16 protein-coding genes are annotated in these 24,722 nt (G+C 43.8%); 10 read left to right on the top strand and 6 right to left on the bottom strand.

Going from position 1 to position 24,722, the window contains the following annotated elements; all coding sequences use genetic code 11:
* The first annotated feature begins 166 nt into the window (after window positions 1–166).
* From KPL72_RS12995 to phnE (KPL72_RS13020), 6 genes are all read left to right on the top strand, one after another.
* Window positions 167–2,074, top strand: a complete 1,908-nt coding sequence (locus KPL72_RS12995; RefSeq protein ID WP_219703151.1) for an ATP-binding protein — start codon at window positions 167–169, stop codon at window positions 2,072–2,074.
* Window positions 2,059–3,426 carry a sigma-54-dependent transcriptional regulator gene (locus KPL72_RS13000; RefSeq protein WP_219703153.1) on the top strand — a complete coding sequence of 456 codons (1,368 nt, stop codon included), beginning with the start codon at window positions 2,059–2,061 and terminating at the stop codon, window positions 3,424–3,426. Before KPL72_RS12995 ends, KPL72_RS13000 begins: the two co-directional genes overlap by 16 nt.
* Window positions 3,427–3,645: 219 nt before the next feature.
* Window positions 3,646–4,689: a phosphate/phosphite/phosphonate ABC transporter substrate-binding protein gene (phnD, locus tag KPL72_RS13005; protein ID WP_212917847.1), complete on the top strand. Its 1,044-nt coding sequence runs from the start codon at window positions 3,646–3,648 to the stop codon at window positions 4,687–4,689.
* A 104-nt stretch (window positions 4,690–4,793) separates the two neighbouring features.
* A complete protein-coding gene (gene phnC, locus KPL72_RS13010; RefSeq protein WP_219703154.1) occupies window positions 4,794–5,579 on the top strand; it encodes a phosphonate ABC transporter ATP-binding protein in 786 nt (261 codons plus the stop codon).
* The gene (gene phnE, locus KPL72_RS13015; protein WP_169459056.1) at window positions 5,567–6,361 is read left to right on the top strand and encodes a phosphonate ABC transporter, permease protein PhnE; all 795 of its coding nucleotides are present in this window, start codon (window positions 5,567–5,569) and stop codon (window positions 6,359–6,361) included. Before phnC ends, phnE (KPL72_RS13015) begins: the two co-directional genes overlap by 13 nt.
* Before the next feature lie 22 nt (window positions 6,362–6,383).
* Complete coding sequence (gene phnE, locus KPL72_RS13020) at window positions 6,384–7,181, top strand: phosphonate ABC transporter, permease protein PhnE (RefSeq protein WP_219703156.1); 798 nt, start codon at window positions 6,384–6,386, stop codon at window positions 7,179–7,181.
* 98 nt (window positions 7,182–7,279) lie between these two features.
* Here phnE (KPL72_RS13020) and KPL72_RS13025 read toward each other — a convergent pair whose 3' ends face one another.
* Window positions 7,280–10,408 (bottom strand): efflux RND transporter permease subunit, encoded by a 3,129-nt coding sequence (locus KPL72_RS13025; RefSeq protein ID WP_219703158.1) that lies wholly within the window; start codon window positions 10,406–10,408, stop codon window positions 7,280–7,282.
* A gap of 3 nt (window positions 10,409–10,411) precedes the next feature.
* Window positions 10,412–11,602, bottom strand: a complete 1,191-nt coding sequence (locus KPL72_RS13030; protein WP_219703160.1) for an efflux RND transporter periplasmic adaptor subunit — start codon at window positions 11,600–11,602, stop codon at window positions 10,412–10,414.
* Between the two features lie 99 nt (window positions 11,603–11,701).
* Here KPL72_RS13030 and KPL72_RS13035 point away from each other — a divergent pair, with 99 nt between their 5' ends.
* Entirely contained in the window at window positions 11,702–12,274 is a 573-nt protein-coding gene (locus KPL72_RS13035) for a TetR/AcrR family transcriptional regulator (protein ID WP_212917842.1), read from the top strand.
* Here KPL72_RS13035 and KPL72_RS13040 read toward each other — a convergent pair whose 3' ends face one another.
* The 4 genes from KPL72_RS13040 to KPL72_RS13055 form a co-directional block, all read right to left on the bottom strand.
* Window positions 12,275–13,165, bottom strand: a complete 891-nt coding sequence (locus KPL72_RS13040; RefSeq protein WP_219703161.1) for a DMT family transporter — start codon at window positions 13,163–13,165, stop codon at window positions 12,275–12,277. It lies immediately after the preceding gene.
* Window positions 13,166–13,300: 135 nt separating this feature from the next.
* Window positions 13,301–14,614, bottom strand: coding sequence for a Na+/H+ antiporter NhaC family protein (locus KPL72_RS13045; protein WP_219703163.1), 1,314 nt, complete (start codon window positions 14,612–14,614; stop codon window positions 13,301–13,303).
* A gap of 296 nt (window positions 14,615–14,910) precedes the next feature.
* Entirely contained in the window at window positions 14,911–17,250 is a 2,340-nt protein-coding gene (locus tag KPL72_RS13050; RefSeq protein ID WP_219703165.1) for a glucose/quinate/shikimate family membrane-bound PQQ-dependent dehydrogenase, read from the bottom strand.
* Window positions 17,251–17,429: 179 nt separating this feature from the next.
* Window positions 17,430–18,623, bottom strand: a complete 1,194-nt coding sequence (locus KPL72_RS13055) for an FAD-dependent monooxygenase (RefSeq protein ID WP_219703167.1) — start codon at window positions 18,621–18,623, stop codon at window positions 17,430–17,432.
* Between the two features lie 333 nt (window positions 18,624–18,956).
* Here KPL72_RS13055 and KPL72_RS13060 point away from each other — a divergent pair, with 333 nt between their 5' ends.
* From KPL72_RS13060 to KPL72_RS13070, 3 genes are read left to right on the top strand one after another with little or no spacing between them, the layout of a single operon-like run.
* Complete coding sequence (locus KPL72_RS13060; protein WP_219703169.1) at window positions 18,957–20,411, top strand: circularly permuted type 2 ATP-grasp protein; 1,455 nt, start codon at window positions 18,957–18,959, stop codon at window positions 20,409–20,411.
* 2 nt (window positions 20,412–20,413) lie between these two features.
* Window positions 20,414–21,358 carry an alpha-E domain-containing protein gene (locus KPL72_RS13065; RefSeq protein WP_219703171.1) on the top strand — a complete coding sequence of 315 codons (945 nt, stop codon included), beginning with the start codon at window positions 20,414–20,416 and terminating at the stop codon, window positions 21,356–21,358.
* Complete coding sequence (locus KPL72_RS13070) at window positions 21,355–24,717, top strand: transglutaminase family protein (RefSeq protein WP_219703173.1); 3,363 nt, start codon at window positions 21,355–21,357, stop codon at window positions 24,715–24,717. The genes KPL72_RS13065 and KPL72_RS13070 overlap by 4 nt, the downstream gene beginning before the upstream one ends.
* Window positions 24,718–24,722 lie beyond the last annotated feature (5 nt).

Raw genomic sequence — 24,722 nt, forward strand, 5'->3', positions numbered from 1 at the left:
GAGATTGATTCCTAAAAACCAAAGAAGATAACAAAAGACAGTAAAAGCTTGTGATGGGACATTTTTGTCCTCAATATAAGCTCAAACCTAACGATTATAAGGCCTTAAAGTTGGCATCAATCTTTCATTAGGTTATTTAATTATAAAAATAATAAGGTATACATTCATGGGCATCCCCGCGTTTTTTTGGCTTCGCAATATTGGTATTGGCGGCAGGCTATTTTTGGCTTTCGTCTTAATTTCTTCCATCACCATTGTTGCAAGCGGTTTGGCGACAAACACTTATTTACAGCTTAGTGATCGTCTTCTTCTACTAAAATATCAGGACATTCCTGGGTTAGATGCTGCGGCTCGATTAAACGATAAAAGCCGTCAAATCGTCGCGACTGCACCAATGCTCGTGACCAGTGACGCTTCCATTTCCAGAGAAAAAACCATGAACGAGCTGAGTGCCGCCATCAGTGATATGGATTCTTTAATGCGCAATCTGCCGGACTACAATCGATATTTTCTTGAGCTCATTACGCAAATCCAAAACAGCCTAACGCTCTTAAATCAAAGCGTTGAACGCCGCGAAGTCATAAGACGCGAACTGACCACACAGTCATTACTAATTTTCCCTTTATTTCAGGATCTCATTTTCCAAGTGGATCAATTGGAACGCTCAGCAGAATTGGAACAAGTCATTAGTCGCCTGTATTACTTCTCAGGTTTAATAGAAAAAGTCAGCAATGATGCCTCTTTTAACGAACTAGATTACACCTTTTTACGACTTGAAAAGTTAGGCTCAGAGATTGCTCAATACCTTACTCTGTTGCCACAGGTGCCAATACCATTACGCCAATCCTTGCTCGATTTACTCACCATGAGTTCTCGACAAGGCGAACTATTCCAACTCAAAAATGAAGAGCTAGACTTGCTCTACCAACAAAGTTTTCTTTTAGAAAATAGCCAGCAACATATTCAACAATTAGCAGCGCAAATCAATCAATATACCAATTATACCAATACCAGTATTCGTGGCTCCCTTGAAGGTGCCATCAAATCCATCAACAACAGCATTCGTAATATTCTATTGCTGTCTCTTATAAGCCTAAGTGTTGCTTGTGCTATTTCTTGGTTTTACGTACGTCGCAATGTATTACAACGCATCATCGAACTACAAAGAAACATGCGCGCCATTGCTAGCTCTCAGTTGGATACCAAAATACGCATTGTCGGACATGACGAAGTCTCCAGCATGGCCAGAGACCTACAATACTTCCAGCAAACGGCTATAGAAGTAGAGAAAACCAATCAAACTCTCGCCGCTGAAATAGAAGAAAGAGTCGCCGCTGAAGCACAATTAAAAGCCGCGCAAAACGAATTAGTACAAGCTGGAAAACTCGCAGCCTTAGGTCAGCTTGGTGTAGGCATCACCCACGAAATAAATCAACCGTTAACCGCTATTGCCAGTCATTTGCACACAGCAGGGCGACATATGGAAAAAGGCCAAGTAGACAAAGCGCAAAATAGCTTAGATAAAATAGGTCTGTTACTCACGAAGATCACGCGAATTACCAAACACCTCAAAGCCTTCGCTCGCGTTGCAGGTACTGAATTGACTCCCGTCTGTTTAGATACTGTCATCCAAGATGCTATCGAACTCATGTCGAGTCAGATCATAGAACAACATTGCACATTAGATTATCAAGCAAACTCAGCATCACTCTATGTTCTTGCCGAACCAATCAGGTTAGAACAAGTCATGGTGAATCTGATTAGCAATGCCGTTGATGCCTTATCCAGTGCGCCAGTAAAACAGCTGTCCATCAAGGTCTATGAGCAAGACGACAGGATAATGATTGACGTAAAAGACACTGGAATTGGTATTGAGGAAAGTCAGTTAGAACAAATTTTCGATCCATTTTTTACTCAAAAAGAAGTAGGTCAAGGACTCGGTCTGGGCTTATCTATTAGTTACAACATAATTCAAGATTTTGGCGGTCAAATTAGAGTGTCATCAACACCAGAAGCAGGCAGCCGCTTTACCTTAGAATTAAAAAAGGCAGAAAAAAAATGCTTAACACAATAAAAATAATCATTATCGACGACGATCAAACCATCATTGAAGCATTAACCGAAATGCTAGAGCTTGAAGGTTTTCAAATAGAAAGCCATAGCAGAGCCGACAAAGCCATCGCATTGCTCGATAGAAATAGCGCAGCGGTAATACTGAGTGATGTCAGAATGCCCAAAATGGACGGCATGAATTTACTGGCGCGCCTACAACAACTAGATCATGAATTACCCGTCCTACTAATGAGCGGCCATGGCGATATACCTATGGCCATCGAAGCGATGAAAGAAGGCGCATATGACTTTCTTGAAAAGCCCTTGCAGCCAGCCCAATTGATCAGCCAGCTACAACGTGCCGCAGAAAAAAGACAGCTGGTTTTAGAAAACCGAAAACTAAAACAAAACCTCGCTCAACAAACAGGTTTAGAAGCCTTTATCATTGGCGAATCGGCTGCCATTAAGAACATTCGCCAGCACATATCCTCCCTAGCACAAGCCAATGTCGACACCATTATTTATGGCGAAACTGGCAGTGGCAAAGATGTGGTTGCCAGAGCATTGCATCAATTTAGCCTGCGTAACAAAGGCCGATTCATTGCCATTAACTGTGGCGGCATCAGCGAAAGCTTGATTGAGAGTGAGCTTTTTGGCCATGAAGCTGGCTCCTTTACCGGCGCTAATAAACGCCATATCGGCAAGATTGAGGCGGCCAATGGCGGAACACTATTTTTGGATGAAATAGAAACCATGCCACTGCCGGTACAAATTAAATTACTACGCGTACTACAAGAACGCACCATTGAGCGAGTCGGCAGCACCATGCCCATTCCCGTCGAGCTCACGGTTATCGCTGCTAGCAAAGACAATCTTGCCCAACTGGGCGATGAAGGAAAGTTTCGTAAAGACTTATTTTACCGACTCAACGTTGCCAGTCTCACCATTCCACCACTCAGAGATCGACCAGAAGATATTCTGCCGCTATTCCATCACTACGCACGAAAGGCCGCCGAGCACTTCTCTAGAGAGTTACCCAGCATCACACCTTCGTATTTAGATTATTTGATCCAGCATCAATGGCCAGGCAATGTTCGAGAGCTGAAAAATTCAGCTGACCGATTTGTGCTTGGCATTAGCGAAAACTCTCTCGCATCAATTAAGCGCGAAGACGACATAAATGGAAGTTATGAAGAGCGCATGGATCAATTCGAACGCCACATTATTGAAGAAGGACTAAGAGCCACCAACGGCCTATTAAATGAAGCCGCTGAACTATTGGATATGTCACGCAAGACTCTCTACCGAAAAATGAAGAAACACCAACTAGACAAACAGCAATTCAAAGCACCAGAAGACGAAGGACAAGAATGACCCATTTCCTATTTCCACATGAGACTAAAACGTCCCAAAAAATATGATCACTTTATAAATAAAAACATTAAGCATCTGTTTTTAAAAGATTTATTACTATTGGCATCCGACTTGCTCTACATCAGTCAATCCTTCTTACGTGTGGGATTGACTCATCTCGGACAACGGACTCTCCCGACCGGTGATAACAATAAAAAATACATCTCGAGGAAAATAATAATGCCTATTAAATTATTAACAGGTTTAGTGCTCTCAAGTTCATTGCTATTAGGTGCCAGCACCGCCCTAGCTGATGACTGCAGCTACCGTGGCGTTCTAGACGATAAGTTCTGTGACGAAAACTACGACCTTGTTGCCGACCTACCAAAAGATTCAAGCCAATGGCGAGATCCAAGCACCTTAGTATTCACCTACACTCCTGTGGAAGATCCTGCGGTTTATAAAGACGCATTCAGTGATTTTCAAAAATATCTCAGTGAAGTGACTGGCAAAAAAGTGGTGTATTACACAGTTCACTCTAATGCGGCAGAAGTCGAAGCTTTGCGTTCTGGCCGATTGCACATTGCTGGCTTCTCTACTGGCCCAACTGGCTACGCTGTTAACCTCGGTGGTTTGGTTCCAATCGCCGTAAAAGGCACAGAGGAAGCGTTTCAAGGTTACAACCTCATCACCATCGTTCGCAAAGACAGCAGCATTACCAAAATGGCTGACTTAAAAGGCAAAGTGGTTGCTCATACATCTGCGTCATCAAACTCAGGCAACTTAGCGCCTCGCGCTATTTTCCCAGCATTGGGGTTAACGCCTGATAAAGACTATGAAGTGAAATACTCAGGTAAGCACGATCAATCGGTTATGGGTGTTCTATCTGGCGATTATGATGCTGCACCTGTTGCCTCAGATGTTTTCAAACGCATGGTTGATGCGAAACGCGTGAGCAAAGATGATTTCCGTATCATTTATACCAGCCCTCGCTTCCCAACTTCATCCTTTGGCTACGCTTATGATCTCAATCCTGAGTTGGTTGAAAAGATCAAAAAAGCCTTTTTCACTTTCCGCTTTCCACCAGAAATGCAAAAGACTTTCGGTGGCGCTGATCGCTTCTTCCCAATCACTTACAAAGAAGATTGGCAAGTTATCCGCGATATCGCTCACTCATCTGGTACCGCTTACACCAAAGCTGGACTTAAACAGCTAGCGGAAGCAGATGCTGCTAAAGCGGCTGCAGACAAGCGAAAAAAAGAAGCCGCCAGTAAAAGCCAATAATCGATTATCCCTAATCGTTTAATCCATTTAAAAAGACGTATTTTAAAAAGACCAACAGCCTGATCCATCAGGTTGTTGGACCTCTTCGCCTGTAGGAAATCATCATGTCTGTCACTCAAAACACAGCTGAGCGTTCAAACTTTCTAGAAATTCGAAACTTAAAAAAAGAATACACAGCAGGAAATCCCATTTTAAAAGGGATAGATATTAACATCACAGAACCCGGTATCGTCGCCATCATAGGGCCTTCTGGAACGGGTAAAAGCACATTACTGCGTTGTATCAACCGTTTAATTGATCCTACGGATGGGCAAATTTTATTTGATGATGCTGACCTTTGCTTAGCCAAAGGCGCTCAATTGCGCAAGCTACGCCGCCAAGTGGGCATGGTGTTCCAAGAATACAACCTTGTTGAACGCTTAACCGTTATTGAAAACGTCTTAACAGGCCGTCTAGGTTACATGTCTGCATGGCAAGCTTGGCGCAGAAAGTTCAGCCAAGAAGACATTAATACTGCATTTGAATTATTAGACGCTGTGGGCTTAACCGAACATGCAAAAAAACGCGCCGATAGCCTTTCTGGTGGCCAACGCCAGCGTGTGGGCATCGCTAGAGCCGTGATGCAAAACCCACGTATTCTATTGGCTGACGAACCAACCTCTTCTCTCGACCCAAAAACTGCCGTGGAAATCATGGAGCTACTTGAACGCTTCTCTGCAGAAAAGAACATTCCAGCCTTGGTCAATATTCATGACGTAAAACTGGCCAGTCGTTTTGCCAAACGTATGATCGGCATGAGCAATGGCATTGTGGTTTACGACGGTCCACCAGAAGGCATTACCGACGAGCACCTAAAACAAATTTATGGAGGTGAATCATGGCTGGTATAAATTCTTCACAAAACAGAGAAAATCCATTCAAGCAGAACTGGTTTGTTACTGCAATTTGGCTGCTAGTCATCTGTTATGTGGTTTATTCTTTTAATGCGATGGGTCTAAGTTGGGAACGTTTTAACGAAGGCTTAGGCCACGCCAGTAACCTACTAGGTCGCATGGTTCCGCCTAACTTTAGTCGCTGGTCTTTGCTAATGAGCGGACTGATTGAAAGCCTTGAAATTGCCGTTATTTCAAGTATTTGCGGAATTTTTATTTCATTGTTTCTAGGGTTATTTGCTGCTCGTAATATGATGCCAAGCTGGATCAGTACACCAGTGAGAACACTTATCGCACTTTGCCGTACTTTTCACCCTGTGATCATTGCGATCTTGTTTGTTAAGAGTGTGGGATTTGGCGCTTTGGCAGGGATTTTAACTCTGGTTGTTGCATCGGTTGGCTTTATCGCCAAACTCTTTGCTGAAGCCATAGAAGAAATTTCTCTTAAGCAAGTCGAAGCAATCCGCGCCACTGGCGCTGGCTTTACTAGCATCATTTTATTTTCCGTTATGCCACAGGTGTTTTCTCGCTTTATTGGCTTCTCCACATATCAGCTCGACTCTAACTTGCGTAACTCCACCATGGTGGGGATTGTCGGCGCGGGTGGTTTAGGTGGCACACTTTTCTCTGCGTTCCAACGCTTTGATTACGACTTTGTCGCGGCCATTCTGATCATCATTATCGCTCTAATTATGTTTGGCGAGTTTCTATCCAACATCGTTCGAAGCATTTTTCGCTAGTTTGACCTAGGAGCCTATTTTTATGAACACAATAGATCATCACTGGCAGCGTTTTACGCTAAAACAAAAACTATCTCGTTATGCAGTTTACCTTGTTCTTGTTATAGCATTTGTGCAATCCATTCAATCTGTCGAAGTCATCCCTGAGTTCTTGCTGGATGCGCCAGAGCAAATGGCAGATATGTTTTCCCGTATGTGGCCCATTGATTTCGCGTACTATCCTGTTGCCGTACACGACGCTATGGTTGAGACATTAAACATCGCTACATTAGGTACGCTCATTACATTAATTTTTGCGATTCCGTTAGCATTAATGAATGCCAGCAACATTGTTAATTCAGCTTGGTGTCATTGGATATCTCGATTTTTCCTAGTGTCTTCTCGCTCGGTAAACTCACTGGTTTGGGCATTACTTTTTGTCTCCATTTTTGGCCCAGGCGTGATCGCTGGTGTCTTAGCAATTGCCTTCCGCTCTATCGGCTTTGTCGGAAAGCTACTTGGGGAGGCGATTGAAGAAGTGAATATGGGTTCTATTGAAGCACTAAAAGCCACTGGCGCATCTTGGATGTCTATTTTGCTGAAAGGCTATTGGCCTCAGGTACTACCTGCTTTCTTTAGTATCGTATTGTTTCGTTGGGACATTAATGTCCGAGAATCTGCTGTGCTAGGTTTGGTAGGAGCTGGCGGTATCGGCGTAGTGCTTGATGATTCGATGAATCTATTCCAATGGGATCGGGTTGCTATGTCTTTATTGGCTATTTTTGTCATCGTTATATTGGCAGAAATTGTCGTAGTGAATATTCGTAAACGCTTAATCTAAACTCACTACCTAGTATCGCTATTTGATCTAAGTATTTCATCATAAAGAAGGAGCCGAAATTGGCTCCTTCTTTATTCGTCTTATCTCACTTTAATAAATTATTCAGCGTTTTCGTTACTCGATAATGCTTCAGGGCGTTTCGGGAAAATACGACGCACAATGACAAAGAATAAAGGCACAAAGAAAACCGCCAATATTGTTGCCGTTAATGTACCACCCACGATACCAGAACCAATCGAGATTCGACTGTTTGCACCCGCGCCAGAAGAAAGTGCCAAAGGTAATGTACCTACCATAAATGCCATAGACGTCATGATGATAGGACGTAAGCGAAGACGTGCGGCTTGAGCCGCAGCATCCCAAACATTTAAACCTCGGCGATAAGCTGCCTCAGCGAACTCAACAATCAAGATCGCGTTCTTTGAAGAAAGACCAATAGTTGTCAACAAGGCAACTTGGAAGTACACGTCGTTTTCTAGGCCGCGTAAGTGCGCTGCCGCTGCCGAACCAATTACCCCAAGAGGAATAACCAAGATAACCGAAAACGGCACAGTCCAGCTTTCATACAAGGCAGCCAAACATAAGAACACCACCAAAATAGAAATGGCATAAAGTATCTGTGTTTGGCCACTCGACAAGCGCTCTTGGTAAGACAAACCACTCCAAGACCCAGTTACACCGCCCGGTAAAGCATCCGCTACATTTTGTAATTCATCCATCGCAGCACCAGAACTTACACCTGGAGCACCAGAACCTTGAATTTCATAAGAAGCCAAGCCATTAAAACGCGTTAAGCTTTTTGGGCCATATGTCCATTCACTCTTAGCAAAAGCAGAGAAAGGCGTCATCGTATTATCACTACCGCGAACATACCAATGCTGTAGGTCTTCAGGAGAGGATCTGTACTGAGCTTCACCTTGCATGTAAACCGTTTTAACTCGGCCACGATCGATAAAGTCATTGATATAAGAGCCCGCCCAAGCACTACTCAAAGTCGAACTAATATCAGACATAGAAAGACCTAAAGCAGATGCTTTTTCCTGGTCTATATCAATATGCAATTGAGGAGCTTCAGAATCTGAACCTAAACGAACACCCGTTAACAGTTGGCTTGTATTAGCATTTTGCAATAAAGCATCACGCATTTCTAATAGGGTCGCACGATCTGTATTCCCTGATGCTTGAAGCTGGAAGGTAAAGCCATTACTCTGACCCAGACCTTGAATCGATGGTGGTATCAAAGAAAAGATTCTTGCATCACGAATTCCCGCAAAAGCACCATATGAGCGACCAACAATAGCGCTCGCACTATTGGCAGGACCAATGCGCTCGCTCCAGTCTTTTAAGGCAACAAACGCCATACCGGCATTTTGTCCACTGCCCATAAAGTTAAAGCCTGAAATGGTAAAAATATCTTTAACATTATCTTTTTCTTGATTCATGAAATAGCTTTCAACGTCACGCATTACCTTATCGGTACGTGACATAGCAGCACCTTCAGGCAAAGACACCATGACCATCACCCGCCCCTGATCTTCTACCGGCAAGAAGCCTGACGGCAATGTCATCATCAAGCCACCAAGGCCAGCAACAATAACACCATAACCCAGCATCCAACGAACTGGTTTCTTAATTATGCTGCTGACGCCACCAAAATATTTATCCGTAGCACGATCAAAATTACGGTTAAACCAACCGGCTAAACCTTTATTACTCGCACCATGATTTGCTTTTAATAGCGTCGCACAAAGCGCTGGGGTCAAGGTTAAAGCCACCACAACAGACAAGGCCATAGATGCAACAATCGTTATAGAGAATTGACGATAAATAACCCCCGTTGAACCACTAAAGAACGCCATAGGCAAAAATACCGCAGACAAGACAACCGCAATACCAATTAAGGCACTGGTAATTTCTTTCATGGATTTAATAGTGGCTTCTTTTGGAGACAACTTATCCTCTTCCATCACCCGCTCTACGTTTTCCACCACTACGATGGCATCATCAACCAACAAGCCGATAGACAGCACAACACCAAACATGGTTAAGGTATTAATCGAAAAGCCAAATAGTTCCAATACGCCGAACGTCCCCAAAAGCACAACAGGAACAGCAATTGCAGGAATTAACGTGGCACGCCAATTCTGCAAAAAGATAAACATAACAATAACAACCAAAACGATGGCTTCAAAAAGAGTTTTCACCACCTCTTCGATTGATATTCTAATAAAGGCGGTATTATCAACAGGGAAAGAAAGCTTATAGCCATCTGGTAGAGTTGAAGATAATCCATTCAATACATTTTTAACCGCTTCAGAAGTAGATAAAGCATTAGCACCGGGAGCTAACATAACGGCCATACCAGAAGCAGGGTGGCCATTCAAACGTGGAATATAACCATAAGATTCGCTACCTAGTTCAACCTTCGCAACATCACTCAAACGAACCGTCGCGCCACTGTCATCGTACGCCAAAATAATATTGCGGAACTGCTCAGCGGTTTGCAATTTAGACTGAGCCGTGACAGTCACATTCAACTCTTGACCCTTTATTACTGGGTAAGCACCTAAACTGCCTGCTGCCACTTGGGTATTTTGAGCGTTAACAGCAGCTGATACGTTAGAAGGCATTAATTTATAAGATGCTAGCTTTAATGGATCTAACCATATACGCATCGCGTACTCAGCACCAAAAACCTGGATACTGCCTACCCCATCCACACGAGAAACAGGATCTTGCACACTAGAAACAAGAAAATCGGAAATATCGTTTGCAGTATCAGTATCGGTTTCATCGTAAATAGCCGCAACCATTAAAAAATCAGAATTTGATTTTCGAACAGTTACGCCGTTTTGCTGTACTGATTCAGGCAAATTAGACGTGATTTGTTGAATCTTATTTTGAACCTGTACTTGTGCTATATCAGCATCGGTCCCCTGCTCAAACGTTACGTTAATGCTAGTACGGCCACTTGAGCTACTTGATGAAGAAAAGTACAACAAACCATCTAAGCCAGTAAGCTGTTGCTCTAATATTTGCGTAACACTGTTTTCGACTGTTTCCGCAGAAGCACCAGAATAAGTAGCAGAAATGCTAATGGTAGGCGGCGCCACATTAGGATATTGAGATATTGGCAAATTCAGTATCGATGCTAGACCTGCTAGCATGATAGCGATGGAAATCACCCATGCAAAAACCGGACGGTTTATAAAAAAATGAGCTAACATAAATTAATTCCCTTGAGCCGAAGAAGCATTGGCATTCTTTGCGACAATAGCGCCGCTTTCAGGGTCTCTTGTCATTTCAACTGACACAACCTCATCACCCGTCTTCACTTTCAGGGAGCCTTCAACAATCACTTTCTCACCAGCTTTAACACCTGAAAGCACCAGCCACTGATTATCAATTGTACGCTCAACGGTCAGAATTCGACTTTCAACAACATTGTTAGAATTAACAACCAAGGCAATTGGATTGCCTTTAACATCACGAGAAACCCCCTGTTGAGGCACCAAAAGAGCGGCGTTATGTGTTAACTCATGTATCACACCACGCACAAACATACCTGGTAGTAGAAGGTTATCTGGATTCGGAAATTCGGCACGAAGCGTCACACTACCAGTGGACTCGTCGACACTTACTTCTCGAGCTTTAAGTGTGCCTTGATATTGATACTTGGTACCGTCTTCAAGGATCAAAGACACTTTGTTTGAGCCTTTTTCAACACCATCTTGGGATAAGAAATTTCTCTGTTTAAGTTGATCTAAACTGGTTTGCGCTAAATCGACAAAAATAGGATCCAAAGAACGAACAGTCGTCATGACTGTTGCTTGACTAGCGGTTACCAATGCACCCACAGTTACTTGAGAAATACCAATGCGCCCATCAATTGGTGACCTGATTTTGGTATAACCTAAATTGATTTTTGTGTTTTCTAATGCTGCTTCAGAACCTTTCTGCTTGGCAACAGCTTCAAGATAAGCAACATGAGCATCATCAAGATCTTGTTGAGATACATTATTCTGTTTACGCAATTGTGTATAACGTTCATTTTTTAACTGTGCAGATTTAAGACTGGCATTTGCAGACTCTAAATCAGCTTGTGCTTGCTTATATGAAGAAACATAAGTGGAGTCATCCAATTCATAAAGTAAATCACCCGTTTTGACATCCTGACCTTCTTCAAAAAAACGTTTTTTCACTATTCCACCAACCTGAGGACGAATTTCTGCCACCAAGCTAGAAGTGGTTCGACCAGGTAATTCAGTCATTAAATCGGTTTTTTGAGGTTGAATCGTAACAATGCCGACTTGAACTTTAGGTACGGGCTTATCAGCAGCAGACTTAGGGGCCTCCTCCTGGCAGCCAGCAAGCAATAAAACAAGTAACACACTTGAAGCATATTTAAATTTAGACAGCATTGAGGAGACTTCCTTTCGACATATTGAGAATGATCATTCACAAGCACTATAATATAAGCAGTATTTCTAATAAATAAAAACCAATGTAAAGAAACGAAAATGATTAAATTACCGCGAGATAATGACCTTAGAAAACAATGCATTATTGATGCCACCGAGCAACATGTCCTCACTAAAGGTTTCCACAAAGCCAGTATGAGTGAAATTGCTAAGACGGCAGAACTAAGCGTAGGCCAGATTTATCGTTACTTTTCCCATAAAGATGACATCATTTGTGCATTGGTTGAGCAGTTTACACAAAAAAGATTACAGTTTATGCCATCTTTTTTAGATAAAAAAAATTGGCTAGAACGTCATTTTGGTGAAAATAATTTAGAAAACGATAACATGAGAATTATGCATGCAGAAATTAAAGCAGAAGCAGCACGCAATCCAGTGATAGCCAATATCTATAAAGAGTCTCATAGACGGTTACAAGAAAGAGCCATTAATATTATGGAATCGATTTACCCACGAATGGATAAAAAAGAAGCTATTGCTCGCATCGAAATGCTCGTCACTTTAACAGAAGGATTACTAGTCCGTTGGGAGTTCCAAACCAGACCGTTCAGCAAAGAGATGCACAACGTCTACAGTCAAACACTGGATACTATTTTGCCAGATACGTTCTAGCTAAAAAGATTTAACCGGCTTAAAAATTGCTCTTATTTGAGGCCAACGACTAACGATCATGGCAATAAATATTAAGAAACAACCAAATACCTGCCCACTTCCCATCGACTCACTGAACCAAAAAACCGCAAAAATAGCCGTCCATACAGGCTCTAAGTTCATAATAACTGCGGCATGACTCACTGGTGTCAAACTCATACCATAAGTTTGTAATAAGAAACGCAGACTGCTTGCAACCAAGGTGCTAGCTAGAAACCATCCAGCCACAGCCATACTAATACTATGAGGCAGCGTTTCAGTTAACAGTGAAAGGAAGAGTAACAAACAGCCCGCCACACTCAATTGAATGGCAGTTAATACTAAAGCATGCATACGCATTGAAAAACGCGATAATAAATTTAATTGGAATGCCGATCCTAAAGCGGCTCCCAAAAAATAGACATGAGAAAATTCAAAATTCAATCCATTGTTCAACGCTAAAAAGCCTAAACCGACAACAGCGATAGGCAAAGCAATCCAAATACTTAACGGCGGCCTTGCACCAAACATAAAACGCGCAACCACAGGGACAAGTACAACACCCAAACTGGTAATAAAAGCGCCTACGCCCAAGTTTGAACCTTGATCCAGCCCAGTAACCCAAAACATCATAGTGATGCCCATTACCAAACCAACCATGCCAGCACGTTTAACATCTTGCCAATCTAGGCCACGAAAATATTTCAATCCAGCAAGATACAATACAAAACCAGCAACAATAAATCGCACCCCCATAAAAAACAAAGGCGGCAAACCAGCCAGTGCTTCTTTGGAAAATATCCAACCAAACCCTGCCAAAATAGTGACAAACACTAGAATTAATTCGGCTTTAACATGTGATTCTTGCTTCAAAAATATTCCTTACGAAAAAAATGACTAGATAAAACTTACAGAGACCTTTACAAGAAAGCACGAAAAAGCCCGCTAACCTGGGCTTAAAATGCAGGCTGGCGGGCTTCCAAAGAAATATTTTACTTTTTGAAATGTCTATTTAGCGCCTTTCGGCCAAGCGATAAAAATAGAAATCAAAGCTGCCACAGCCAATAACCAGCTGTATTGAACATAACCAACAAGCTCTAATGGCGATACTTTTGCCAAAGAAGACGCCAATAAAATTTGCGCGCCATACGGTAATACACCTTGCACCACACACGAAAAAATATCTAACAAGCTAGCACTGCGTTTCGGATCGACATTATATCGTTCAGCAATATTTTTTGCGACTGAACCATTAATTAAAATCGAAACAGTATTATTAGCCGTACATAAATTCGTTAATGCAACGGCCGCACTGATACTCAGCTCACCGGCACGTGTTGATCCAGCTTTCGCACCCAAGACACGACTAATACGCTCGATGGTGCCAACCAACCACTCTAGACCACCTTGCGATTTCATCAATGCAGCTAGACCACCAATCAACAAGGAAAGAATCAAAATTTCCTGCATGCCAGTGTAACCCGCATAAATATCAGAAGACCAAGATGCCACAGAATAATCAGGCTGCATGGTCAAACCAATAACACCCGCTAAAATAATACCGCTGAACAGCACCAACATAACGTTAACACCAGCAACAGCCAGGCCTAAAACAACAACGTAAGGCAAAACGCGAATCAAATCATAGTCTTTAATATCTGTAATATGCGCATCGCTACTCTGGAAAAACAGCCAAACCAAAGTCACCAAGGCTGCAGGTAAGGCAATTTTGAAGTTCATGCGGAATTTGTCGCGCATATCACAGCCCTGAGTTCGTGTTGCTGCAATAGTGGTGTCGGAAATAATCGACAAATTATCACCAAACATAGCACCACCAATGACGGTGCCGACTGTTAGCAACAAAGGTAAATCAGCAGCTTCGGCAACCCCAATCGCTATCGGAGCAATGGCCGCAATCGTGCCCATGGATGTTCCCATGGAAGTCGCAACAAATGCCGTAATAACAAACAAACCGGGTAATAATAGCGAAGGCGGAACCACGCTTAAGCCAAAGTTAACTGTCGCATCAACACCACCAACGCTTTTTGCAACGCTAGCAAACGCACCAGCCAACAAATAAATAAGCACCATAGTCACAATAGTGTTGTCACCCACACCTTCAATAAAGGTTTCAATGCGCTTATTAAAATGCCCTTTACCTAATAAAATTGCCAAGGCTATAGCTGGTAAAATAGCGACAGGAGCAGAGATCTGATAAAAGGCAAAGTCCACGCCTTCAGACTGATACCAAAGGCCGCTGCCAACAAAAAGAACAAGGAAAAGTAACAATGGCAACAGTGCCAGAGGAGATTTAGAAGTCATATCGTCTGAGGATTCCAGATTAAGTTAGCCCCGCGACTTGTGGTCTTAGGGAAGAAAGGCGCAAATAATAGTAAAAAGTTATAGATGAGACCAATAATAAATTGCGATGTCGTTGTCACAAAACGTTATAACAAAAAAAACGTATATTGATATTTTTTATTCAATATTGCTATATGCAATATTAAGACAACAAAAAGTCCAGTATTAAAATCGCCAGCTCTCTGGCCACTTCAATACTGGACTTTGTTATATCTTATAACAGCAGTTTCTTTATAAGAAAAAGTTCAACCTTAGCATTACTTTTTCAACTTATAAGCAACCACATAATCACCAATGGTTGTACCAATAGAACCATGTCCACCAGCTACCTGAACAACCATTTGCTCGCCTTTACTGTTTAGGTAAGTCATTGGTGTGGCTTGTCCGCCTGCCGGCAATCGACCTTTCCATAACTCTTCGCCAGTAGACATATCATAAGCTCGCAAATAGTTATCAACCGATGCCGCCATAAAAACAACACCGCCATCGGTAATCACTGGACCACCAATACCGGGCATGCCCATTTCTATTGGCAACTTAAGAGGTGTCATGTCTTCGATGGTACCATTTTTGTGTTTCCAAGCAGTCTTGCCCGTTTTAAGATCCACACCAGCCACATAACCCCATGGTGGTTGCTGACAAGGGACACCTAACGGCGATAAGAAAGGTTTCAATTCAACGGCAAAATCTGCGCCTTCGTTTGAGTTTAACCCTTGCTCACCTTTGTTCGCTTCCCCTAAATCAGCACCCTCTTTTGGCACCAAGGTAGAAGTAAAAGCAAGATACAAAGGCATGCCAAACATTTGTTGACGTTTTGGATCAACAGCAATACTGCCCCAGTTGAATACCCCAAAGTTCCCAGGATAAACAATAGAGCCTTGCTCTGACGGTGGCGTGTAACGACCTTCATAGCGCAATTGCTTGAATTGAATACGACACATTAGTTGATCCAATGGTGTCGCGCCCCACATATCCGCTTCCGTTAACTTGGCAGGCTTAAAAGATAAAGCCGAAGTAGGTTGAGTTTTCGCCGCATAGTCACCAGGAATCGTGCCTTGCGGTGCTGGCTCTTCAGTAATAGGGAAAATAGGCTCGCCAGTTTTCCTATTCAACACGTACACATCACCTTGTTTGGTTGGCACCACCAAAGCAGGCTGCTTACCCGTTGCCGTATCTAGATCCAACAAAGCAGGTTGCGCTGGCGTATCCATGTCCCATAGATCATGATGAACAAACTGTTGTACCCAAGCGACCTGGCCAGTTTCGAGGCTCAACGCGACAACCGAAGTCGCATATTTTTCTTCTGCCGGTGAACGGTACATACCTAACTGATCTGGTGTGCGATTCCCCATTGGGAAATACGCCAAACCAAGTTTTTCATCAGCGCTAGCAACGGACCAGCTATTTGGCGAGCTTGTCGCATAAGTTTCGTCGGCACCGATCGGCGCTGTTTCATCTGGATGACCAGAATCCCAGTTCCACTTCAATTCACCTGTTTTGACGTCATAAGCTCGAATTACGCCAGATGGAGAATTCACTGCATAATTATCGTTCACCGAGCCAGAAACAATCACCACACCGCCAGCAACTAATGGCGGCGATGTAGAATAGTAATAACCAGACTGTTTAAACGGCATGTTGTGCATTAAGTCCAACTCACCATTATCCGCAAAGTTAGCGCAACGAGCGCCAGTTGTTGGATCCACTGCCACTAAACGCGCATCCGACGTTGGCAAGAACAACTGAGCATCACACTGCATGCTAGGTAAGCTTTGGGCTGGTACGGATGATTTTTGAATAGCTGGAAGCTGTGTTGAATTGGAAGGTGGTAAATAAGAAACACCTCGACAAGTTTGATGCTGACGCTGACTTTCTGCTGGTACTTTCGCATCATAAACCCATTGTTCCTCACCTGTATCCGCATCTAGAGCAATTAGCCAGTTGTGCGGAGTACAAACATAAAGAGCGTTACCGAGTTTTAACGGTGTTGCTTCATAGGTAGTTTCACCCACATCTTTTGGCCCTTTCTTATCGCCTGTTTGATATTGCCAAGCAAGTTGCAACTGATCAGCATTATCCGGCGTAATTTGACCTAATGGCGAAAAGCGCTGACCTAGATTACTACGTCCATATGCGTTCCACTCACCCTGCGTAACATTACCTGTATCAGCATCAGACATGGTTACTGAACGCGTCAACTTGCCTTCAACTGTCGTAGGTGACGTCATAAACAAAGGTGAGATAGTGACTAATGCGGTTGCTAACCAAATTGGAAACAACACACGTCCACCACTACGCTGTTTAAAGAAAGCCAATAAGAGAAGAGGAACGGCGAGTACTAAGAAAAGCCCCATTCGTGTTGCTAAAGGCCACCAACTTAAACCAGACTCCATAATCGACCAGATTAAGGTTCCCACTAACAATAGAGCGTAAATTAGATTCGCTATTTTATTACGCTTTTTTAACAACAAAGCAACGGCGATAAAGGCAACACCAGCAACAACATAGTAGAGGCTGCCATCTAATGACACTAACCAGCCACCACCTAATAGCAAAGCCAAACCAATGACTAAAAAGAGTACCGAGAGAACAATCATATGACACTATCCCTTCGTGTTTAATTCGTTCATTTAATTCAGGAGTAAAGCAGCGTAGCGACCGCAGAACAGCCGCCAAGCCACCTATTCACAATAGATGATTACAACTCAAAGAAAAAGTGTAGAACATAAAATGACAAAATAGACTCTTTTCTTACATATTTATAAAACGATCCGTATCAATCCTTGGTCACGTCATAGCCATACACTACATCTAACTTAGACTGGATAACATCAGGAACAAAACGACCCGCAGCTTGAAGCGCTTTTAATTTCATTTTGCCCAGTACACCACCGTGCATATGATATAAGCCAGCATTGGCTTTAGACATTTGCTGAATTTTCGTCGCCCGAGGTTTACGCACTTGCTCGTATTTCAGTAAAGCATCGCTCAAAGTATGACGAGACAAATACTTAGCTAAAACAAAAGCATCCTCAATCGCCATCGCGGCACCTTGCGCCATAAAGGGCAACATGGGGTGGCAAGCATCACCCAATAAAACTACTCGACCTTCGTGCCAGGTAGGCAGTTCATTGCGGCCATTCAACGCCCATAAAAATGTACTACTCGCGGACTTTATTAACTCACTCACTTCAGGGTGCCAATTGGCAAAAGCACGTTTTAGCTCTTCAACATCACCTTCTTCGCGCCATGACTCAGATTGCCAATCACTGCGTTCTTCAACGGCAACAAAATTCACATAATCGCCGCCGCGTAAATAATAGCTCACAAAATGTCGACCAGGTCCCGCCCAAACACACGCATCTGGTTTAATATTCACGATCAGATCACTAACTGGAATCACGCCACGCCATGCGACTTGCCCCATGTAGTTTGGGCACTCTTGCCCTAGCATTTGCTCTCGTACTTTTGAACGAATGCCATCCGCACCGATCAGTAAGTCAGCACTAAATTCACCACCATCTTCGAGCAACAAACAGACTTGATTAAGCTCAGTATTTTCGCGATAACCAGTCACTACCGCATTTAATACCAATTCGACACCCGCTTTTGCACAAGCTGCAGCTAAAACTTGATGCAAATCCGCACGATGTAAATGCCAATAAGGCGCACCATAGCGAACTTCAGCTTGCTCGCCCAAAGAGGATTTAAGGTAGTACTCACCGCTTTTATAATCTCGAATCGCGGCGTATTGGGGAACAAAAGCCAATCCGCTCAATTCAGCTTCCAAGCCAAGCTGTCGCAACACCTTTAAAGCATTAGGGCTAATTTGTAAGCCTGCGCCAACCTCCCCAAGACTTGCAGCTTGCTCGCACACCACGACTTGAACGCCTTGCTTAGCCAAAGCTAACGCGACACACAAGCCTCCAATACCTGCACCAGCAATAACAACGCGACTTACCTGATCCACTCACCTTTCCTCTTTGTTGATAATGCTTTTGCAAAACTCTAGAAGCACCATAGTAGCGAATTTCGACTTGAATAAAACCGATCTATATCACTTCCCGGCAAATTAAAAGCCTACACATTCTTTGCAAATACTATGGCTCGATCCTTGCTTTATTCTTCAAGTAGTGCGAAAACACTAGTCACAACCTAGTTAATCAAGGTAATGATATAGCTAGGTTTAACCTTACAAAGTAAAGAAGTCTCCCCGATGTGGGGCGGATGCACAAGAAAAGCGCACGCAAGTGTGCAGGTTTAAGGCACCCACCTCCGGCTTGATAAAGAGAACGAGGTATACATGGAAAAACTAACCAGCCATTATCAGTCATCTGATTTTTTTGACGAGTTAATAGATGACAAAGGCGCCCCAAGATCTCCAGCAAAACAACTCTTGGGATATTTAGACAGTCTCTCTGAAGACGAGCTAGAAAAGAGGCGCCTCACCGCAGAAGCAACAATACAAGAGATGGGCATCAGCTTCACGGTCTACACAGAGGAAGGCAATATAGACAGAGCATGGCCCTTCGATATTGTCCCCCGAACCATAGAAGCCTCAGACTGGAAAATAGCTGAAGCTGGATTAAAACAACGACTCACCGCTCTTAATCTTTTCATCAACGACCTCTACCACGACCAAAACGTCATCAAAGACGGCATCATCCCAGAACACATCATCAAAGATTCCAAAAATTTTAGACCAGAATGCGTTGGCGTATCACCAGCCTACGGCGTATGGGCGCATATTTGTGGTACCGATCTAGTACGAGATGAAAATGGCGACTTCTTTGTTTTAGAAGATAATCTACGCGTACCTTCTGGTGTGTCTTACATGCTGGAAAACCGCGCCATTACAAAGCGAGTTCTTCCTGAACTGTTTGAAAACGAATCCATCTTGCCGATCGATTCATATACCTCGCAATTATTTGATACCTTGGCATCTTTATCACCAAGAGACATAGAAAATCCTGAGATCGTGGTATTAACACCTGGTATTTATAATTCCGCTTATTTTGAACACGCCTTTTTGGCGCAACAAATGGGCGCAGAATTAGTAGAAGGCAGCGATTTATTTGTCGACAGCGACGACTGTGTTTACATGAAAACCATCGATGGGCCTGAGCGCGTAGATGTAATCTATCGTCGTATTGACGATTTATTCATCGACCCAGAAGCCTTTGATCCAGAATCTGTCCTAGGCGTTGCAGGTCTCATGCGCGCATGGCGAGCAGGGAATGTTGCACTGGCAAACGCGCCGGGGGCTGGTGTTGCCGATGACAAAGTGGTTTACGCTTATGTGCCAGATATTATTCGTTATTACTTGAACGAAGAGCCGATTCTTAACAACGTCGAGACCTTCTTGTGCGATGACCCAGAGCAACGCGCCTACGTACTCGCCAACCTAGACAAACTAGTGGTTAAACCGGCCAACGAATCGGGCGGTTACGGTATGTTAGTTGGTCCCCACTCAACCAAAAAAGAACAAGCATTGTTTGCTGAGCTAATCACTAAAAACCCGCGTAACTACATTGCTCAACCAACGTTGAAATTATCCACCGCACCAACGCTTATATCCAAAGGTGTCTTAGAACCTCGTCACCTAGACCTTCGTCCATTCATCTTGCAAGCGAAGGAAACCTACGTCACCACAGGCGGCCTAACTCGCGTGGCCATGAAAAAAGGCTCCTTGGTCGTTAATTCGTCACAAGGTGGTGGTAGTAAAGACACTTGGATTGTTGAAACAAAGGGGCAGTAATCATGTTATCTAGAGTCGCAGAACGCTTATATTGGAGCGCACGGTATTTGGAACGCGTTGAAAACACAGCCCGCTTGGTCAGTGTTTATGACGACCTATTGTTCGACCTACCGAAAGATATCGAGGTATCTTGGTATAACCTAATCGAGATACTCAGTGGAGAAGAAATTTTCGAACAACGCTACAAAGTAAAAGACGAACGCAACGTAGTGAAATTTCTTTTAGCTGACGACACAAACTCAAGCTCAATGTTGTCGTCATTAAAAATGGTGCGAGAAAATATCCGAACCACTCGTGATGCGGTTCCCAAAGAAACATGGGAGCTGATAAACGAGCTGGATCTATACGCACAACAAAATATCAAGCAAGGCATTAATCGTTCAGAACGTCACCTTTTCTTGAATACCATTATTGAAGGTTGTCAAAAAATCATTGGTCTCTTTGCTGGTGCTATGAGCCGTGATTCTGGCTGGCATTTCCTAATTATGGGGCGCTATTTAGAGCGTGCTGACATGGGAACGCGTATTCTTGATGCCGCGGTATCATTAATGCTGCAATCCGAACCAGAAGCGAGAATCCAGCTTGGACAAGTGACTTGGTCAAAAGTATTAAAATCGCAAAGTGCGTATTTGGATTATCGTCGCACCGTTAGAACCTCTATTAACGGAGCTAAAGCCACGACATTCTTGATGAATGATCCCTGCTTCCCTAGAACACTAGCTTATTGCTTAGGTCAAATAGGTGAAGCGGCGACAAAATTACCACGCGCCGGTTTAATTACCGCTAAGGTAGATAAACTTTTAGAATTTGATTACCCAATCAATAGTTCAGAAGATTTGGATGAAGACTTTCACAACCATCTCAATGATATACAGATTGCCATTATCGAAATAAATCACCAGATCACCGAAAACTGGTTTCATTTTCGGCAAGGAGACGCTGCATGACCATTAGAGTCGCAATACAGCACAAGACCACTTACGAGTTTGACCGTTTTATTAACGTAGCTCCTCACGTTTTAAGACTGCAACCGGCTGCGCACTCACGCACAAAAATTCATGCTTACTCGCTTAAAGTCTTGCCTGAAACGCATTTTATCAATGTACAACAAGACCCATTTGGTAACTTCCAGACGCGCTTAGTGTTTCCTGAAAAAACCAACAAACTCGAGTTTTACGTGGAAGTTATCGCCGATATGACGGTGATCAACCCATTCGATTTCTTCGTTGAAAGCTACGCGGAAGAATATCCATTTGCCTACGATAAAGCACTTAAGAAAGAGCTCGATCCTTACTTACAAGTAACCGAATCTTGCCCGTTATTAGATAAATGGTTATCAACAGTTGATCGTAAAAATACGCCGATTAACGATTTCCTTGTAGCAATCAATAGCCGCTTGGCAGCCGAGATTGGCTACGGCATTCGTTTAGAGCCAGGCGTTCAGACTTGTGAAGAAACCCTGACCCTGAAAAAAGGTTCTTGCCGTGATACTTCTTGGTTATTAGTTCAAATACTACGTAGCCTCGGTTTGGCAGCACGCTTTGCGTCTGGTTACCTTGTTCAGCTAACCTCTGACGTGAAAGCCCTCGACGGTCCATCTGGCCCTGAAGAAGATTTCACCGATTTACACGCATGGTGTGAAGTGTTTTTACCCGGCGCAGGTTGGGTTGGATTAGACCCAACTTCAGGTTTGTTCGCTGGCGAAGGTCACATCCCTCTCGCTTGTACACCTGAGCCAGCTTCAGCAGCACCGATTACTGGCTTTGTTGACGAATGTGAATGTGAGTTTAGCTACAGCAATATTGTAACTCGTATCCATGAAGATCCGCGTGTGACCAAACCCTATGCAGAAGGCGAATGGGACACCATCAAAGCCTTAGGTTTTGCGGTTGACAAACAGCTTGAAGACGGCGACGTTCGTCTGACAATGGGTGGAGAACCGACCTTTGTCTCCATCGATGACATGGATTCAGAACAGTGGAACACCGGCGCATTGGGGGCAGAAAAACTCAAATTAGCCAAAGACCTGCTGATTAAAATGAAGCAAGAATTCGGTGCTAATGGCCTACTTCATTATGGCCAAGGCAAATGGTATCCGGGTGAAGAAGTACCGCGTTGGGCACTGGGTTGTTTTTGGCGTACTGACGGCGAAGCCTTGTGGAATGATCCAAAGTATTTAGCGCGCGTAGACAAAGACTACAAACACACCATCAAAGACGCCCAAGCGTTTGGTGAATTGTTGTGCGAAAAACTCGCCTTGGATAAGCAATACCTTCAAAGCACCTACGAAGACACTCTATATTATTTATGGATGGAGCAATCGCTTCCTGCGGATGCAGATCCAACCAAAGCCGATTTAAAAGATGATCTAGAACGCCGTCGTCTAGCAAAACTGCTTAGCCGTGGTTTAAGCACCACAACTGGCTTCGTTTTGCCGTTAGAATTCGATACGGTAAACAATCGTTGGAATAGCTCCCTTTGGCCAATGCGCAGTGACGTTATCACTTTGATTCCGGGCGATAGCCCAATGGGCTATCGTTTGCCATTGAATTCTTTGCCAGCGCAAGCCGAAGAAGATCGCATACCCGAGCGTGACCCGTTTGATCCTCGCCAACCTTTGGCGAACAAAAAAGACAACGCGGTATTAGAAAGCGTTGCCAAACAGCATTTCGCTAAGAAACCAGCTGCAACGCCTGCTTTAGCGCCAGAAAAAACGCTGAAAAACGTGATTCGCACTACCTTGTGTATCGAACCACGAGATGGCCGCTTGCATGTATTCATGCCACCAATGACGCATCTTGAGCATTTTGTAGATGTTCTTGAGCAGCTTGAAGCGGTTGCGAAAACGCTTGAGACACCTATCGTTGTCGAAGGTTATGAGCCTCCAAAAGATCCGCGCTTGCAAAAGTTCCTGATCACGCCAGATCCAGGGGTTATCGAGGTGAACATTCATCCTGCCGCGAGCTGGAAAGAACTGGTTCACAATACCGAGACCTTATATCACCAAGCCTATCTTTCTCGCCTAGGCGCAGAAAAGTTCATGCTTGATGGTCGCCATACAGGCACTGGTGGTGGCAATCACGTGACGCTAGGTGGTCGCACACCAGCAGACAGTCCGCTGTTGCGCCGCCCTGAGTTGTTACAGAGTTTAGTGACCTTCTGGCAGCATCATCCAGGCTTGTCTTATCTTTTCTCTGGCATGTTTATTGGCCCAACTAGCCAAGCACCACGTCCAGACGAAGGCCGCGATGAAGCCTTATATGAAATGGAAATTGCTTTCCAAAATATGCCAGAAGGTTTTGTTGAAGAACCTTGGTTAGTTGATCGCTTAATGCGTAACTTGCTAGTCGACATCACAGGCAACACCCATCGTTCCGAATTCTGTATCGATAAGCTATACGCTGCTGGTAGCGCCAGTGGTCGCCAAGGTCTATTGGAATTCCGTGGTTTTGAAATGCCGCCACATCCGCATATGTCGCTCGTACAAATGCTGCTGTTGCGCTGTCTCGTGGCCCGTTTCTGGAAAGAACCGTACAAAAAGCCTTTAGTTCGTTGGGGCACCAGCTTGCACGATAAATTCATGCTGCCGCATTTCGTTTGGCAAGACGTGAAAGAAGTGGTTGAAGATCTTCAGCGCCATGGTTTCCCATTCAAACTAGAATGGTTAGCTCCGTTTGAAGAGTTCCGTTTCCCGCATTATGGCCGTCAAAAAATCGATGACATGGAAATCGAGCTTCGTTGGGCGATTGAACCTTGGCACGTTCTAGGCGAAGAAATCACCGGGTCGGGCACTGCTCGCTATGTAGATTCTTCTGTCGAACGTTTGCAGGTAAAACTATCTGGCTTAACCGATGGACGTTATGTGCTTAGCTGTAATGGCCGTCGTGTGCCGATTCGATCTACAGGTCGCAAAGGCGAATATGTTGGCGCAGTTCGCTATAAAGCTTGGGCGCCACCATCTGCCTTACATCCAACATTGGGGACCGATACGCCACTAATATTTGATTTGATCGATACTTGGAATGGCTTATCTGTTGGCGGTTGTACTTATCATGTGTCTCATCCAGGTGGACGAACGTATGACAATGTACCGGTCAATAGCAATGAAGCGGAAGCACGCCGTGTTAACCGTTTTTGGGATCATGGCTTTACTCAAGGCACGCTATCTCCACCGCCAGCCTTCAGTGCATTGCGCTCTTTTTACCCGAATGGAGACGAGCCTCGCGCTATGTCGCCACCAGCAGAAGAGCCAATGAATGAATATCCGCATACATTAGATCTAAGGAAGCAGTATAATGTTCTCTAATAATT

Source organism: Marinomonas lutimaris, assembly GCF_019426345.1.
GTDB classification, from domain to species: domain Bacteria; phylum Pseudomonadota; class Gammaproteobacteria; order Pseudomonadales; family Marinomonadaceae; genus Marinomonas; species Marinomonas lutimaris.

Bases quoted from the DNA above. Each gene is read 5' to 3' on its own strand.
- KPL72_RS12995 (WP_219703151.1), top strand. From the start codon at position 167: ATGGGCATCCCCGCGTTTTTTTGGCTTCGCAATATTGGTATTGGCGGC.
- KPL72_RS13000 (WP_219703153.1), top strand. From the start codon at position 2,059: ATGCTTAACACAATAAAAATAATCATTATCGACGACGATCAAACCATC.
- phnD (WP_212917847.1), top strand. From the start codon at position 3,646: ATGCCTATTAAATTATTAACAGGTTTAGTGCTCTCAAGTTCATTGCTA.
- phnC (WP_219703154.1), top strand. From the start codon at position 4,794: ATGTCTGTCACTCAAAACACAGCTGAGCGTTCAAACTTTCTAGAAATT.
- phnE (WP_169459056.1), top strand. From the start codon at position 5,567: ATGGCTGGTATAAATTCTTCACAAAACAGAGAAAATCCATTCAAGCAG.
- phnE (WP_219703156.1), top strand. From the start codon at position 6,384: ATGAACACAATAGATCATCACTGGCAGCGTTTTACGCTAAAACAAAAA.
- KPL72_RS13025 (WP_219703158.1), bottom strand. From the start codon at position 10,408: ATGTTAGCTCATTTTTTTATAAACCGTCCGGTTTTTGCATGGGTGATT.
- KPL72_RS13030 (WP_219703160.1), bottom strand. From the start codon at position 11,602: ATGCTGTCTAAATTTAAATATGCTTCAAGTGTGTTACTTGTTTTATTG.
- KPL72_RS13035 (WP_212917842.1), top strand. From the start codon at position 11,702: ATGATTAAATTACCGCGAGATAATGACCTTAGAAAACAATGCATTATT.
- KPL72_RS13045 (WP_219703163.1), bottom strand. From the start codon at position 14,614: ATGACTTCTAAATCTCCTCTGGCACTGTTGCCATTGTTACTTTTCCTT.
- KPL72_RS13050 (WP_219703165.1), bottom strand. From the start codon at position 17,250: ATGATTGTTCTCTCGGTACTCTTTTTAGTCATTGGTTTGGCTTTGCTA.
- KPL72_RS13060 (WP_219703169.1), top strand. From the start codon at position 18,957: ATGGAAAAACTAACCAGCCATTATCAGTCATCTGATTTTTTTGACGAG.
- KPL72_RS13065 (WP_219703171.1), top strand. From the start codon at position 20,414: ATGTTATCTAGAGTCGCAGAACGCTTATATTGGAGCGCACGGTATTTG.
- KPL72_RS13070 (WP_219703173.1), top strand. From the start codon at position 21,355: ATGACCATTAGAGTCGCAATACAGCACAAGACCACTTACGAGTTTGAC.